The 14463-nt window shown below is 63.3% G+C and carries 14 protein-coding genes; 11 read left to right on the top strand and 3 right to left on the bottom strand.

Annotation, left to right across the window (positions count from 1 at the left end; genetic code table 11):
- Positions 1-123 precede the first annotated feature (123 nt).
- Positions 124-1167: an L-glyceraldehyde 3-phosphate reductase gene (mgrA, locus tag KFO72_RS33840; protein ID WP_060599438.1), complete on the bottom strand. Its 1044-nt coding sequence runs from the start codon at positions 1165-1167 to the stop codon at positions 124-126.
- 277 nt (positions 1168-1444) lie between these two features.
- On the opposite strand from mgrA, the gene KFO72_RS33835 reads away from it, so the two are divergent.
- Positions 1445-1645 carry a DUF3185 family protein gene (locus KFO72_RS33835; protein ID WP_028363859.1) on the top strand — a complete coding sequence of 67 codons (201 nt, stop codon included), beginning with the start codon at positions 1445-1447 and terminating at the stop codon, positions 1643-1645.
- 10 nt (positions 1646-1655) lie between these two features.
- Here KFO72_RS33835 and KFO72_RS33830 read toward each other — a convergent pair whose 3' ends face one another.
- Positions 1656-2417: a phytanoyl-CoA dioxygenase family protein gene (locus KFO72_RS33830; RefSeq protein ID WP_225033917.1), complete on the bottom strand. Its 762-nt coding sequence runs from the start codon at positions 2415-2417 to the stop codon at positions 1656-1658.
- A 414-nt stretch (positions 2418-2831) separates the two neighbouring features.
- Between KFO72_RS33830 and KFO72_RS33825 the strand changes: the two genes are divergently transcribed.
- A complete protein-coding gene (locus tag KFO72_RS33825) occupies positions 2832-3194 on the top strand; it encodes a hypothetical protein (RefSeq protein WP_054929425.1) in 363 nt (120 codons plus the stop codon).
- A gap of 213 nt (positions 3195-3407) precedes the next feature.
- Here KFO72_RS33825 and metK read toward each other — a convergent pair whose 3' ends face one another.
- Positions 3408-4595: a methionine adenosyltransferase gene (gene metK / locus KFO72_RS33820; protein ID WP_007744723.1), complete on the bottom strand. Its 1188-nt coding sequence runs from the start codon at positions 4593-4595 to the stop codon at positions 3408-3410.
- 243 nt (positions 4596-4838) lie between these two features.
- Here metK and KFO72_RS33815 point away from each other — a divergent pair, with 243 nt between their 5' ends.
- The 9 genes from KFO72_RS33815 (at position 4839) to hslU (ending at position 14366) form a co-directional block, all read left to right on the top strand.
- Positions 4839-5753: a lipid A biosynthesis lauroyl acyltransferase gene (locus KFO72_RS33815; protein ID WP_257784179.1), complete on the top strand. Its 915-nt coding sequence runs from the start codon at positions 4839-4841 to the stop codon at positions 5751-5753.
- Between the two features lie 54 nt (positions 5754-5807).
- Positions 5808-6668 carry a diaminopimelate epimerase gene (dapF, locus tag KFO72_RS33810; RefSeq protein ID WP_225033916.1) on the top strand — a complete coding sequence of 287 codons (861 nt, stop codon included), beginning with the start codon at positions 5808-5810 and terminating at the stop codon, positions 6666-6668.
- An 82-nt stretch (positions 6669-6750) separates the two neighbouring features.
- Positions 6751-7470, top strand: a complete 720-nt coding sequence (locus tag KFO72_RS33805) for a DUF484 family protein (protein ID WP_225033915.1) — start codon at positions 6751-6753, stop codon at positions 7468-7470.
- Positions 7471-7481: 11 nt separating this feature from the next.
- Positions 7482-8405, top strand: coding sequence for a tyrosine recombinase XerC (xerC, locus tag KFO72_RS33800; protein WP_054929421.1), 924 nt, complete (start codon positions 7482-7484; stop codon positions 8403-8405).
- 75 nt (positions 8406-8480) lie between these two features.
- On the top strand, positions 8481-9683 hold the full coding sequence (locus KFO72_RS33795; RefSeq protein WP_060599441.1) for a class I SAM-dependent rRNA methyltransferase: 1203 nt from the start codon (positions 8481-8483) through the stop codon (positions 9681-9683).
- Positions 9684-9861: 178 nt separating this feature from the next.
- On the top strand, positions 9862-10941 hold the full coding sequence (locus KFO72_RS33790; RefSeq protein ID WP_225033918.1) for a CobW family GTP-binding protein: 1080 nt from the start codon (positions 9862-9864) through the stop codon (positions 10939-10941).
- A 600-nt stretch (positions 10942-11541) separates the two neighbouring features.
- The gene (gene dksA, locus KFO72_RS33785; RefSeq protein ID WP_012399496.1) at positions 11542-11961 is read left to right on the top strand and encodes an RNA polymerase-binding protein DksA; all 420 of its coding nucleotides are present in this window, start codon (positions 11542-11544) and stop codon (positions 11959-11961) included.
- Between the two features lie 518 nt (positions 11962-12479).
- On the top strand, positions 12480-13016 hold the full coding sequence (gene hslV / locus KFO72_RS33780) for an ATP-dependent protease subunit HslV (RefSeq protein WP_035987163.1): 537 nt from the start codon (positions 12480-12482) through the stop codon (positions 13014-13016).
- A gap of 9 nt (positions 13017-13025) precedes the next feature.
- The gene (gene hslU / locus KFO72_RS33775; RefSeq protein ID WP_225033914.1) at positions 13026-14366 is read left to right on the top strand and encodes an ATP-dependent protease ATPase subunit HslU; all 1341 of its coding nucleotides are present in this window, start codon (positions 13026-13028) and stop codon (positions 14364-14366) included.
- Positions 14367-14463: the final 97 nt, after the last annotated feature.

The raw sequence follows: 14463 nt of genomic DNA, 5'->3' as shown, positions 1-14463 counted from the left end.
AAAGAAAAGTAGGTGCCGCCCCGCACAGGGGCGACGCTTGAAGCGAGCTAACGTAGAGCGGATGCCAGCGCCAACCCCAGCCCCAGCCCCCCCGCGTCGCAGCCAAACCAAAAACCCAAACCTTCAAACATGCTGATCCGTCGAAGGCTTCTCCCACAGGTTCACACTGCCCTCCGTCGCATAACGATCAATCTCTGCCAACTCTTCCGCCGTGAACGACAGGTTCTTGAGCGCCGCGACGTTCTCGCGAACCTGCTCAGCCTTGCTCGCGCCGATCAACGCCGACGTCACCCGCGGATCGCGCAACGTCCATGCAAGCGCCATCTGCGCAAGGCTCTGCCCGCGACGCTGCGCAATGTCGTTGAGCTTGCGCACACGCTCGATGTTCTGCTCGCTCAGATGCTCCTGCTTCAACGAGCCGCCGCCCGCCTTGTTGACGCGCGCATCCTGCGGCACGCCGTTCAGATACTTGCCCGTCAGCAGGCCTTGCGCAAGCGGCGTGAACGCAATCGCGCCCGAGCCGGTCTCTTCCAGCGCGTCGAGCAGTTCCTCTTCGATCCAGCGGTTCAGCATGTTGTACGCCGGCTGATGGATCAGCAGCGGCACCTTGTATTCGGCCAGCAGCTTCGCCATTTCACGCGTCTTCTGCGCCGAGTAGGACGAAATGCCGATATACAGCGCCTTGCCCTGCTGCACGGCGCTCGCGAGCGCGCCCGCCGTTTCTTCGAGCGGCGTGTCGACGTCGAAGCGATGCGAATAGAAAATGTCGACGTAGTCGAGACCCATGCGCTGCAAGCTCTGGTCGAGGCTCGCGAGGATGTACTTGCGCGAGCCGCCGCCCTGGCCGTACGGGCCGGGCCACATGTCCCAGCCAGCCTTCGACGAGATCAGCAGTTCGTCGCGATACGGCTTGAAGTCGTCCTTGAAGATGCGACCGAAGTTGGTTTCCGCGCTGCCGTACGGCGGCCCGTAGTTGTTCGCAAGGTCGAAGTGCGTGATGCCGAGATCGAACGACGTGCGCAGAATCTCACGTTGCGTCGAGATCGGCGTGGTGTCGCCGAAGTTGTGCCACAGGCCGAGCGACAGCGCGGGCAGTTTGAGACCTGACTTGCCGCTAACGCGGTACTGCATGTCCGAATAGCGTGCTGAAGCTGCTTCGTAAGCCATTGCTGGTGTCCTTGTCGAGAACAGGAGTGGAGTCTGCGATGCGGCGCGCGCATCGCGTGAATAATCTTGTCGTGATTAGGATGCCTGGTAGCGAAGTGCCGCCTGACCTGATACCGGTATCACATCGGCGCGCAATCATGCGGCAGCGGCCCAACCCACTATGTTAGCCAATCGCCGCGCTTGCTGCAGGCGCCCACATTGCGGGAAGCGAACATGGACTCGGCGGCGGCCATCGCCTAGACTTTCGGCCACTGTAATCCCACGATGAGGAGTGTTCATGACCAAAGCGATCTCGCTCGCATTGATCGTCGGCGGCGTGGTGCTGCTGTATTTCGGCGGCCAGTCGTTTCATTCGTTCAGCAACGACGTGTCGCGCGTGTTCACCGGTTCGCCGACCAACAAAACCATCTTCCTGATCGCAGGCGGCATCGTCGCGACGCTCGCCGGATTGATCGGGCTCGCGTCGTCGAAGCGCTAACAGTCAGCGTTCAGAACGCCACTTCGGGCTTGGACGCGGACCGCGAGCCCGGCAGCGGCACGTTGCTCGCGCCGTGATAGGTGAAGACGAGCGAGAACTTCACCTGATCGGACAGGTTCTTGCCCGCCGAATGCAGCGTGTTGCAGTGGAAGAACACGACGTCGCCCGCTTTCAATCCGGGCGACACCGCTTTGCGGATCAACGCATCGTTCTCGGGCAGATCGGAGCGGAAAAACTTCGCGTCGTCGAAACGGTCCGACGTGAACGCCGCCGAGTGCGAGCCGGGCACGAACCAGAGTGCGCCGTTATCGACGGTTTCGTCGCCGAGCGCGAGCCACACCGACACCAGATCGTCCCGCTCGAACGACCAGTAACGCACGTCGCGATGCCAGCCCGTCAGGCTGCCGTACGCGGGATGCTTGGTCATCATGCAGTTGTGATGCGCGCGCGACAGCCTCGGCTCTTCGCCGAAATACAGTTCCATCCAGCGCCGAATCTCAGGCGCCGTCGCCCACGCGGCAAAGTACGGATGACGCGCGTATGCATCGAGCAGCCGCCGCACCGTATGACCGCCCGGCGCGTGCTTCGACTCCGGCGCCCCCGGATAACGCAGGTCCGCTTCGAACTCGACCGGCTCGGCGGCTTCCTGCAACTGCCGGCGCGCGATCTGTTTCATCTCGGCGCAGCGCTCGGGCGTGATGAGGCCCGGGACGATGACGTAACCCTGATCCCGCAGCACCTGGATCTGCTCTTTTTTCGAATGGACTGACATGGACGTTCCGTTCAGCTAGCGTTCGTTCGACAACGGCTTCCCATTGTAAAACGGGCACGATCGTACGGGCGCCCGTCATGCGTTTGTGTTGATCCCGACGTGCAATCGGGACGGGCGAAGCTGCACGCCGGATGGGCAGTCGTGCACGTTCGTCGAGCGCAAAGGGCGCGATCGTGCCGGCTTCATCCTCGTAAAAACCCTGATCCCTCCGGACTTTCGACGGTCACGAATCACGTGTAGCCTGTCGTCCATGTCGATTGCAACACACGCTACTCCGCCATCGGCACGGCCATCCGCAGCCGCTGCTGATTCATTCCGTCTTTCCTCAGGCTATTGCGTCCCACTCGCTGGCATGGATGGTGCTGCTTTTGCCGCACCCTTCGTCGCGTGTCACGTCGCCTGATTCCTAAAGCCATGCACAGCCCATTGAGCACTCGCCTTACCCACGCGTTCAACGCCGCGCGTCCCGCGCGCCGCCATGTGGCGCGCGCCCTGCGTCACCATACCGCGCGCACGCGCGCACTCGCCGAGCAACTGCGCGACGCGAAGCCCGTCGATAACGTGCGCGTCTGGTTCCGCACCTTCTTCAGCGCACTGAGCATGCAGGGCGCGTCGCGGCGTTTCTCGCTGCGCACGTTGCTGCGCAATCCGGCGCCCGTACGGATGCTCGGCGTGTCGCCGCGCGCCGCCAAGCCCACGAGCGCGCCGCATCCGACGAGCCGCCGTCCGCGCCGTCTGTCGGTGACGAGCGAAGGCTGGTTTGCGTTTGCTCGCTAAGGGCGCGCCCGTTCGGTTTCGCTTTCGCAGGCGACAGATGCGCCGCTACAGTCGTTAGTGCGACGTTGCGCGCGCGGTTCGCGACGAAACCGCCGCACCAGAACAAAACGCCCTGCACGCGCTTCTCAGCGCATGCAGGGCGTTTTCGCTTCCTTCGATCTGAACCCATGACACCGCGCGACAATCAGCCGCGCGGCGCGTTCACAGCTTGACTCAGGCGAGCGCGGCAACCGGCTCCGTACCGGCCGCTTCTGCCAGTGCGAGTGCCTTGTCGGTCGCTTCCCACGAGAATTCCGGCTCTTCGCGGCCAAAGTGGCCGTAAGCTGCCGTCTTTTCGTAGATCGGGCGCAGCAGGTCGAGCATCTGGACGATGCCCTTCGGACGCAGGTCGAAGTGTTCCTGAACCAGACGCGTGATCGTCGCATCCGACACGCGGCCCGTGCCGAACGTGTTGACCATCACCGACGTGGGCTGCGCCACGCCGATGGCGTACGACACCTGGATCAGCGCGCGCGAGGCGAGCCCCGCCGCGACGATGTTCTTGGCGACATAGCGGCCAGCGTAAGCAGCCGAGCGGTCGACCTTCGACGGATCCTTGCCCGAGAACGCGCCGCCGCCGTGCGGAGCCGCGCCGCCGTACGTGTCGACGATGATCTTGCGGCCCGTCAGACCGCAGTCGCCCTGCGGGCCGCCGATCACGAACCGGCCGGTCGGGTTCACGAGGAACTTGATGTCGCCCTTGATGAGGTCAGCGGGCAGCGTCGGCTTGATGATCTCTTCGATCACGGCTTCGCGCAGTTGCGCCAGTTCCATTTCCGGTGCGTGCTGCGTGGACAGAACGACGGTGTCGATCGAATGCGGCTTGCCGTCGACATAGCGAACGGTAACCTGCGACTTCGCGTCCGGACGCAGCCACGGCAGACGGCCGTCGCGGCGCAGATTCGCCTGACGCTCCACGAGGCGGTGCGACAGGTAGATGGGCAGCGGCATCAGTTCGGGCGTTTCGTCGCATGCGTAGCCGAACATCAGGCCCTGATCGCCAGCGCCCTGGTCGAGGTTGTTGTCGTGCGCGCGGTCGACACCTTGCGCGATATCCGGCGATTGCTTGTCGTACGCGACGAGCACCGCGCAGCCGCGGTAGTCGATGCCGTAATCGGTGTTGTCGTAGCCGATGCGCTTGATGGTGTCGCGCGCGACCTGGATGTAATCGACGTTGGCCGTCGTGGTGATTTCACCCGCCAGCACGACGAGACCCGTGTTGCACAGCGTTTCCGCGGCAACGCGCGAGTATTTATCCTGGGCGAGGATCGCGTCGAGGATGGCGTCCGAAATCTGGTCAGCGACCTTGTCCGGATGGCCTTCGGAGACGGATTCAGAGGTGAAGAGGTAATCGTTAGCCACGTTACAGGCTCCCTTATTGGTTACGGTTGAGTTCCACGTAGCCTGCTTCGAGCCTGAAGCGGCGACGCTTTAGCGGATTTCCTGACCGTCGGGCACCTATCTGAAAGATAAGCGCCTGCCGGCTTCGCCCCGCAAGTTGTCTATTAACTCGGCGAAGCCCTTATTATAGCGACTTCTTTCTTTTGTCACAGAGTGTCTGCGCGTGCGGTATATCGTCCTTTCTGCCGTTTTTCTTTACCCTGCGTGGTCTCGCGCACGAATCGGAGCCGCCGCATGCTGAGCCGACTGGGCGTCAATCTCGCTATCGGTCTGCTCAAGCTGTTCGCTTTGCTGCCGTATGGCTTCGTCGCGCGTCTGGGCGACGGCCTCGGCTGGCTGCTGTATCAGATTCCGAGCCGCCGCCGCCGCATCGTCCACATCAATCTGAAGCTGTGCTTCCCCGAGTGGAGCGACGAGCGCCGCGAGGAAGTCGCGCAAAAGCACTTCCGGCACGCGATCCGCAGCTATCTCGAACGCAGCGTGCAGTGGTTCGGCTCGGCGAAAAAGCTCGAGAAGCTGATCCAGCTGGACAGCGAAATCGATCTCACCGATCCCGATCTGCCGCCCACGCTGTTTCTGGGCTTTCACTTCGTCGGTATCGAGGCGGGCTCGATCTTCCTCAACTATTCGCTGAAGCGCCCCTGCGGCTCGCTGTATCAACCGATGTCGAACCCGCAGCTGGAAGCAGTGGCGAAGGCGCAGCGCGGCCGCTTCGATGCCGAAATGGCCAGCCGCGCCGACAGCGCGCGCATCGTGCTGCGCTGGCTGCGCGATCGCAAGCCGGTGATGCTCGGCGCCGACATGGACTACGGCATGCGCAATTCGACCTTCGTGCCGTTCTTCGGCGTGCCGACCTGCACGCTGACGGCCGTCGGGCGGCTCGCGAAAGTCGGGCGCGCGCAGGTCGTGCCGTTCATCGGCGAAGTGCTGCCCAACTACAAGGGTTACCGGCTGAAGGTGTTCAAGCCGTGGGACAACTACCCCACGGGCGACGACGACGCCGACGCCCGCCGCATGAACGAGTTTCTCGAAGAGCAGATTCCGCGCATTCCCGAGCAGTATTACTGGGTGCACAAGCGCTTCAAGACCCGCCCGCCCGGCGATCCGAGTTTTTACTGAAGCGCGGCGGCGCACAGTGGGCGAGAGGTCCGGCCAGTCACTTACAATAGCGGCATGAAACTGAAATTCACCAAGATGCACGGCGCGGGCAACGACTTCGTCGTGCTCGACGGCTACACGCAACCGCTCAATCTGACGGAAGCGCAGGTGCGCGCGCTCGCGAACCGGCATTTCGGCGTCGGCGCGGACCAGTTGCTGGTGGTCGAGAAGCCGACTGTCGAAGGCGTCGATTTCAGATACCGCATCTTCAATTGCGACGGCGGCGAGGTCGAGCACTGCGGCAACGGCGCGCGCTGCTTCGTCAAGTTCGTGCGCGACACGCGCCTCACCGACAAGCAAAGCGTGCGCGTCCAGGTCCAGAAAGGCGTGATCACGCTGACCATGCAGGCTAACGGCGAAGTCGTCGTCGACATGGGCGCGCCCGTGTTCGAGCCGGCACAGGTGCCGTTCGACGCAAGCGGCCTCGATGCGCGCCACGAAGGCAACGACGCGCTCTATCCGCTCGACGTCAACGGCGCGACGCGCTGGGTGTCGGTCGTGTCGATGGGCAATCCGCACGCCGTGCAGATCGTGGACGACGTCGAAGCGTTCCCCGTGCTCGCCGACGGCCCCGTCATCGAAAACCATCCGCGCTTCCCGCAGCGGGTCAATGCGGGCTTCATGCAGATCGTCAGCCGCAACGAGATCAAGCTGCGCGTCTACGAGCGCGGCGCGGGCGAAACGCTCGCGTGCGGCACGGGCGCCTGCGCGGCCGTCGCGGCAGGCATCCGTCGCGGCTTGCTCGACGAGCCCGTCAAGGTCCACACGCATGGCGGCATGCTGACCATCGCGTGGGACGGCGAGCCCGCGTCGCCGCTGATGATGGCAGGCCCGGCCGCCACCGTGTTCGAAGGCGAAATAGAGCTGGCCGACTGAATGCATCACCGCCGCGCGCAGGCTGGACCGCGTGGCGCGGCAGCAAGACAGTAACGAAGCGCGCAACCATTAAGCTGAAACCATGAACGATCGCGAAGTCGCCGACTACCTGCTGGCCAACCCCGAATTCTTCACCGAGCACGCGGAACTGCTCGCGTCCGTGCGGCTCGCCAATCCGCACGGCAAGGCTGCCGTGTCGCTGCAGGAACGTCAGATGGACATGCTGCGCGAGAAGAACAAGCATCTCGAGCGGCGTCTCGCCGAATTGCTGCGCTATGGCCACGAAAACGACAGCATCGCGTCGAAATTCGGCCGCTGGACGACGCGCGTGATGGCCGAGCGCGATCCCGGCGCACTGCCGCGCACGATCGCCATGGGCCTGCGCGACGTGTTCGACGTGCCGCAAGCGGCGCTACGCGTGTGGGAAGTATCCGAGCCGTACTCGCAGGCGGAGTTCACGCGCCACGTCGGCGAGGAAGTGCGTATCTTCGCGAACAGCCTCTCCACGCCGTATTGCGGCTCGAATACGGGCTTCGAGGCGGCGCAGTGGCTGACGCCCGCCGTGTCGACCGTGGCCGGCGAGACTGCGGCTCCCGGTGACGGCGTATCCGGCAACGGCACCGAATCGATTGCGCTGATCGCGCTGCGCGACCCGGAAGCGTCGAACGACGCCGCCGCGTTCGGGCTGCTGGTCATGGGCTCGCCCGATTCGCGCCGTTTCCACGACGGCATGGCCACCGATTTCCTCACGCAGATCGGCGCACTCGCGAGCGCCGCGCTGAGCCGCCTGCTGCCGCGCTGAGCGTCCGTCACGTGACATCCGCCGACCCGATCGCCACCTATCTGTCGAGCCTCGAGCACGAGCGGCGGTTGTCGGCGCACACCTTGCGCGCTTACACGCACGAGCTCGACGAGTTGAAAACGCTCGCGAACGGACGGCCGCTCGAAAGCCTCACCGCTACCGACATTCGCGGCGCCGTGGCACGCGCGCATGCGGGCGGGCTGTCGGCGCGCTCGATCGGGCATCGGCTGTCGGCGTGGCGCGCGTTCTACCGCTGGCTCGCCGGGCGCATCGAGTTGCCCGCGAATCCCGTCGCCACGGTGCGCGCACCCAAACGGGCGAAGACGCTGCCGAAAGCGCTCTCCGTCGACGACGCACACCGGCTGATGGAAGCCCCCGCGACGGCGACGGCCGAAGGCGCGCGCGATCACGCCATGCTCGAACTGTTCTATTCGTCGGGATTGCGTCTGTCGGAGCTGGTCAGCCTCGACGTGCATTTCTTCGATGCCGAGGGCTATCGCTCGACGGGCTGGCTGAAGCTCGACGAAGCCGAAGTCGAAGTGCTCGGCAAGGGCGAGCGGCGTCGCACAGTGCCCGTCGGCAGCAAGGCGCTGGATGCACTACGCGCCTGGCTCGCGGTACGCGGCGAACTGGTGAAGCTCGATCCGCATCCGCTGTTCGTCTCGGCGCGCGGCAACCGCATGTCGCCGAATGTCGTGCGCGATCGTGTGAAGCGCATGGCGCTCACGGCGGGCATTCCCGCCAACGTTCATCCGCACGTGCTGCGCCATTCGTTCGCGACCCACGTGCTGCAGTCGAGCGGCGACCTGCGTGCCGTGCAGGAACTGCTCGGCCACGCGAGCATCGCTGCGACCCAGGTCTACACGGGCCTCGATTTTCAGCACCTCGCGCGAATTTACGATCAGGCGCATCCGCGCGCAAAAAAACGCGACTGACGCTGCTCAGGCCGCCAGTCATATCCGCTTTGCCGCTTCGCGCGGCATATTGTTCTGCTGAATCCTCACGAAGTCATGAATACCGTTACGCTGAAACCGTCGAAAGAGAAATCGCTGCTGCGCCGGCATCCGTGGGTCTACGCGAATGCGATCGACCGCGTCGACGGCAAGCCCGCCGCCGGCGCCACCGTGCTGGTGCGCGCGCACGACGGCCGCTTTCTCGCTCGCGCCGCGTACAGCCCGCATTCGCAGATTCGCGCGCGGGTCTGGAGCTTCGACGAAAACGAACCCGTCGATCACGCGTTCTTCAAGCGCCGCGTGCAGCGCGCGCTCGCACACCGTCAGTCGATGGTGCACAACACGGGCGCGACGCGGCTGATCTTCGGCGAGGCGGACGGCCTGCCGGGGCTGATCGTCGACTATTACATCCAGGACGATGAAACGAAGCGTGGTCAGATCGTCTGTCAGTTCATGGCAGCGGGCGTCGAAGCATGGAAGGACGCGATCGTGCAGGCGCTGGTTGGCGCGACGGGCTGCCCGAACGTCTATGAGCGCTCGGACGTGTCGATCCGCGAAAAGGAAGGGCTCGAACAGACGGTCGGCGTACTCGCCGGCGACGCGCCGCCCGAGACGCTGATCGCCAGCGAAAACGGCGTGCGGTATCACGTCGACGTGCGCAACGGCCACAAAACGGGCTTCTACGTCGATCAGCGCGACAACCGCGCGCTGGTGCAGGAACTGTCGAACGGCCGCGACGTGCTGAACTGCTTCTGCTACACGGGCGGCTTCTCGCTCGCGGCGCTCAAGGGCGGCGCGAAGCGCGTGGTATCGATCGACTCATCCGGCGAAGCGCTGGCATTGGCGCAAGCAAATGTCACGGCCAACGGCTTCGACGCCGAACGCGCGACCTGGCTCGACGCCGACGCCTTCAAGACGCTGCGCCGCCTGTACGACGACGGCGAGCGCTTCGACCTGATCGTGCTCGATCCGCCGAAGTTCGCGCCGTCGCGCGAGCACGTGGACCGCGCCGCGCGCGCGTATAAGGACATCAACCTCACCGGTCTCAAGCTGTTGCGGCCGGGCGGCCTGCTGTTTACCTATTCGTGCTCGGGCGCGATCGATGCGGAGCTGTTTCAGAAGATCGTCGCCGGCGCGGCCGCCGACGCGCGCGTCGACGCGCGTATCCTCAAGCGCCTGGGCGCGGGCGTCGATCATCCGTTGCTGACCGCGTTTCCGGAAGGCGAATATCTGAAAGGCCTATTGTTGCAAATCGCCTGATCGCCCATAGTTAAGGCGTTATTTCCCTGGCGTTGACGGGGCTTTGGCCATGCAGCAGCGGCGCCCCGGCACTTATGCTTCAATATTCAGCTGAATTCATGCGGTTCGGGCCCTGCGCGCAGCGCGCGGTTCGCACCCCAGTTTGACGAACACAAGGCGACCTCACATGGCGAACAACATGATTCCCGTCACTATCCTGACCGGCTTCCTCGGCAGCGGCAAAACCACGCTGCTCAAGCGCATCCTGAACGAGAAGCACGGCATGAAGATCGCCGTGATCGAAAACGAGTTCGGCGAAGAGAACATCGACAACGACATCCTCGTGCAGGACACGGGCGAGCAGATCATCCAGATGAGCAACGGCTGCATCTGCTGCACGATTCGCGGCGACCTCGCGCGCGTGCTCAGCGACCTCGCCGCGCAGAAGCAGGAAGGCAAGGTGGACTTCGATCGCGTCGTGATCGAAACGACGGGCCTAGCCAATCCCGGCCCCGTCGCGCAGACCTTCTTCATGGATAACCAGATCGCCGACGAATTCCTGCTCGACGCGATCATCACGCTCGTCGACGCGAAGCACGCCAACGCACAACTCGACGAACACGAAGTCGTGCAGCGCCAGGTCGGTTTCGCGGACCGTCTGTTCATCACCAAGTCCGATCTCGTCGACGAAAACGCGGTTGGCGACCTGCGCCATCGTCTGCTGCACATGAACCCGCGGGCGCAGATCCGCGTCGTGAATTTCGGTGAAGCGGACATCAAGGAAATCTTCGATCTGCGCGGCTTCAACCTGAACGCGAAGCTGGAAATCGACCCGGACTTCCTCGTCGAAGACGACCACGACCACGCGCATCACGACCATGATCACGACCACGATCACGCGAACTGCGATCACGATCATGGCCAGTGCGATCATGAAGGCCACGATCACGGCCATCATCATCACCATCACGCGCATCACGACGACAAGATCAAGTCGTTCGTTTTCCGCAACGACCGCCCGTTCGATCCGAACAAGCTCGAAGACTTTCTCGGCGGCATTCTGCAGATCTATGGCGAACGCCTGCTGCGCTACAAAGGCGTGCTGTACATGAAGGGCGTCGATCGCAAGGTCGTCTTCCAGGGCGTGCACCAGATGATGGGCAGCGACCTCGCCGCCAAGTGGCAACCCATCGAGAAAAAGACCAACAAGATGGTGTTCATCGGCATCGACCTGCCGCAAGACCTGATCACCGACGGTCTTGAAGCCTGCCTCGTCTGATTCGTTCTCTGCTATGGGATGAACGCCTTCTGGCGTTCATCCCAGTTGCCTTTTGTTCGCTTCCCAACGCGAAAAAGACCTTAGGAGCGCGAGCACGGCAATTTAAAAGCCGGCTTGCGGTCAAAGCACGTGAAAACCCTGTTACGAGAATACGTGTCCGACCATCGCTTTTTAGTGAACAGCGCGTTATATTTTCACGATAAGTGGAGTTTGCGGCAGGGATTTCCCCCGCTTGCGGTTTCGTATTGTGATTCAGTTACAATACGGCCCCACTGGAGAAAGAGAACGATTTGCCCGGTGTAAAGCGCGTAGTCGCTTCGCAGCCGTGCCGGGCCGAAAAACGGCGCCGGAAAATCTAATCCGGGGACATCGCCCACATGCCGGCCACACTCCGGCTTATAACGCGCTGCCGGGAAGCATTGCCTCAGGAGCATTGGAAGAATCGGTTTCCAGAGGAGTTCGGCCCCGCATCGGCGCTTCGGCGTCACGACAGCCCACCGTCCGTGTTCGCCGGCGCTCATTTGAGCGTCATCGAGGCGCCTTTGCGGGCAACACGAAAGTGCGGGCAATGATTTGCCTCACATTGACGAAGCAAGCCAGATGACGACGAAACGACTCTTGACCGAAGCCGAAATCCTGAAGATGAGCGACAAGGATTACATGAATGAGGATCAGCTCGCTTTCTTCAAGAACCGGCTCGAGCAGCTGCAGGCGGACATTCTCCGCAATGCCGGCCAGACCACCGAAAACCTCCGCGAAACCGTGATCGTGCCGGACCCGGCCGACCGCGCGACGATCGAGGAAGAGCATGCGCTGGAACTGCGCACGCGCGACCGCGAACGCAAGCTGCTGAAGAAGGTGCAGCAATCGATCGCGCGGATCGAATCGGGCGAGTACGGCTGGTGTGAGGAAACGGGCGAGCCGATCGGCATTCCCCGCCTGCTCGCGCGCCCCACCGCCACCCTGTCGCTCGAAGCACAGGAACGCCGCGAACTGCGCCAGAAGCTGTTCGGCGACTGATCGACGGGCGGCGCGGTTTTCGGGGTCCGCGCCCCAGACACGCTTCGTCAGAGGCGCACGGTGGATCGTGCGCCTCTTTTTTCTTTTCAGGCGGCGCTTTTGTCGGTCCGCTTGTCAGCTTGCCTACGCTAATCGGTAAATGCGCGCCGCATAATCGGGCACGCGGACGCCCCGCCAGCACCTTTTACCGCCGCTGAAACCCTCGCGCGGCGTTTTCGCGCTCACCGCGCTCTTCCAGCTTTTCTCGAGCCCGTTCGACTGCGCCTCTTGATATGGCCGCGCTCGCCCTAAAATAAATCCGACATGCGTTGCACGCGCGCGCGGCACTCAGCATCGCGCGCCGGCCGCTCCCGGATTCCGTGGTGGCGCATCGACGCCTCCGCGTCCCCGAGGCGAATCGACCGGCGTTGGCGCTTCGGCGCTTACTCCCGTCCTTGGGCGAATCGACCCAGAGCTGGCGCTTTAGCGCTTGCTCTGGTCCCACGCAAGATATTTGCGGTTTTGGAAAAGGAACGCATATGGAGCAATTTCACGGCACGACGATCGTCTCCGTGCGCCGCGGCGACAAGGTCGCGCTCGGCGGCGACGGCCAGGTCACGCTGGGCAACATCGTCATGAAGGGCGGCGCGAAGAAGGTCCGCCGCATCTACAACGGCAAGGTGCTGGTCGGCTTCGCCGGCGGCACGGCCGACGCGTTCTCGCTGCTCGACCGCTTCGAAGCCAAGCTTGAAAAGCATCAGGGCAATCTCACGCGCGCCGCCGTCGAACTCGCGAAAGACTGGCGCACCGACCGCATGCTGCGGCGTCTGGAAGCCATGCTGATCACGGCCGACGCGACCACCACCCTCGTCATCACCGGCAACGGCGACGTGCTCGACCCCGAGGGCGGCATCTGCGCAATCGGCTCCGGCGGCGCGTACGCGCAAGCGGCTGCGAAGGCGCTCGCCGACAACACGGATCTTTCGCCGCGCGAGATCGTCGAAAAGTCGCTGGAGATCGCCGGCGACATGTGTATCTACACGAACCACAACCGCGTCATCGAGACAATCGAGTAAGGACACACGATGAGCACCATGACTCCCGCCGAGATCGTCTCGGAACTCGACAAGCACATCATCGGCCAGAATCGCGCGAAGAAGGCCGTCGCGGTTGCGTTGCGTAACCGCTGGCGCCGCCAGCAGGTCGCCGACCCGCTGCGCCAGGAAATCACGCCGAAGAACATCCTGATGATCGGGCCGACGGGCGTCGGCAAGACGGAAATCGCGCGTCGCCTCGCGAAGCTCGCCGACGCGCCGTTCATCAAGATCGAAGCGACCAAGTTCACCGAAGTCGGTTACGTGGGCCGCGACGTCGACAGCATCGTGCGCGACCTGATCGAAATCTCGGTCAAGCAGACGCGCGAAACCGAAATGCGCAAGGTCCGCACCAAGGCGGAGGATCTCGCCGAAGACCGCATTCTCGATACGCTGTTGCCGGGCGCGCGCACGGTCGGCTTCGGCTCGGGCGCAGAGTCGGGCGGCGACGAATCGAACGCGACGCGTCAGACGTTCCGCAAGCGCCTGCGCGAAGGCGTGCTCGACGACAAGGAAATCGAGCTCGACATCGAGATGCCGCAAACCATGATGGACATCATGGGCCCGCCGGGCATGGAAGACATGACCGAGCAGATCCGCTCGATGTTCGCGAACCTGGGCGGCGGCAAGAAGACGCGCCGCAAGGTAAAGGTGAAGGAAGCGCTCAAGCTCCTCACCGACGAAGAAGCCGCGAAAATGCTCAACGACGAAGAGGTCAAGACGAAGGCCGTGCAGAACGTCGAGCAGAACGGCATCGTGTTCCTCGATGAAATCGACAAGATCGCGTCGCGCAGCGAAGCCGGCGGCGGCGAGGTCTCGCGTCAGGGCGTGCAGCGCGATCTGCTGCCGCTCGTCGAAGGCACGACGATCAACACGAAGTACGGGATGGTGAAGACCGATCACATCCTGTTCATCGCGAGCGGCGCATTCCATCTTGCGAAGCCGAGCGATCTGATTCCCGAACTGCAAGGGCGCTTTCCGATTCGCGTCGAACTGGATTCGCTGTCGGTGAAGGACTTCGAAGCGATTCTCGACGCCACCGACGCCAGCCTCGTCAAGCAATACCAGGCGCTGCTCGAAACGGAAGACGTGCACCTCGAATTCGCCGACGACGGCATCCGCCGTCTTGCGGAAATCGCTTACTCGGTGAACGAGAAGACGGAAAACATCGGCGCACGCCGTCTTTATACGGTCATCGAAAAGCTGCTCGAGGAAGTCTCGTTCTCGGCGGGCAACCATGCCGGCAAGCACGTGGTGATCGACGCGGCTTATGTCGATCGCGCGCTGAACGAGGTTGCGCAGGACGAGGACCTGTCTCGCTACGTGCTGTAACGCGCGTCGTTACCCCCGCGAAAGGGCCAAACGAAAGGCCAAACGAAAGGGCGGCGCTCCGCAAGGAGCGCCGCCCTTTTTCATGTCCGGCCGCAAG

The sequence above is a fragment of the Paraburkholderia sp. XV genome (assembly GCF_020177535.1).
GTDB classification, from domain to species: Bacteria; Pseudomonadota; Gammaproteobacteria; order Burkholderiales; family Burkholderiaceae; genus Paraburkholderia; species Paraburkholderia caribensis.
Note: the sequence above shows the minus strand (reverse complement) of the source record. Positions and strands in the feature narration are given on the sequence as shown.

Bases quoted from the DNA above. Each gene is read 5' to 3' on its own strand.
- mgrA (WP_060599438.1), bottom strand. From the start codon at position 1,167: ATGGCTTACGAAGCAGCTTCAGCACGCTATTCGGACATGCAGTACCGC.
- KFO72_RS33835 (WP_028363859.1), top strand. From the start codon at position 1,445: ATGACCAAAGCGATCTCGCTCGCATTGATCGTCGGCGGCGTGGTGCTG.
- KFO72_RS33830 (WP_225033917.1), bottom strand. From the start codon at position 2,417: ATGTCAGTCCATTCGAAAAAAGAGCAGATCCAGGTGCTGCGGGATCAG.
- KFO72_RS33825 (WP_054929425.1), top strand. From the start codon at position 2,832: ATGCACAGCCCATTGAGCACTCGCCTTACCCACGCGTTCAACGCCGCG.
- dapF (WP_225033916.1), top strand. From the start codon at position 5,808: ATGAAACTGAAATTCACCAAGATGCACGGCGCGGGCAACGACTTCGTC.
- KFO72_RS33805 (WP_225033915.1), top strand. From the start codon at position 6,751: ATGAACGATCGCGAAGTCGCCGACTACCTGCTGGCCAACCCCGAATTC.
- KFO72_RS33795 (WP_060599441.1), top strand. From the start codon at position 8,481: ATGAATACCGTTACGCTGAAACCGTCGAAAGAGAAATCGCTGCTGCGC.
- KFO72_RS33790 (WP_225033918.1), top strand. From the start codon at position 9,862: ATGATTCCCGTCACTATCCTGACCGGCTTCCTCGGCAGCGGCAAAACC.
- dksA (WP_012399496.1), top strand. From the start codon at position 11,542: ATGACGACGAAACGACTCTTGACCGAAGCCGAAATCCTGAAGATGAGC.
- hslV (WP_035987163.1), top strand. From the start codon at position 12,480: ATGGAGCAATTTCACGGCACGACGATCGTCTCCGTGCGCCGCGGCGAC.
- hslU (WP_225033914.1), top strand. From the start codon at position 13,026: ATGAGCACCATGACTCCCGCCGAGATCGTCTCGGAACTCGACAAGCAC.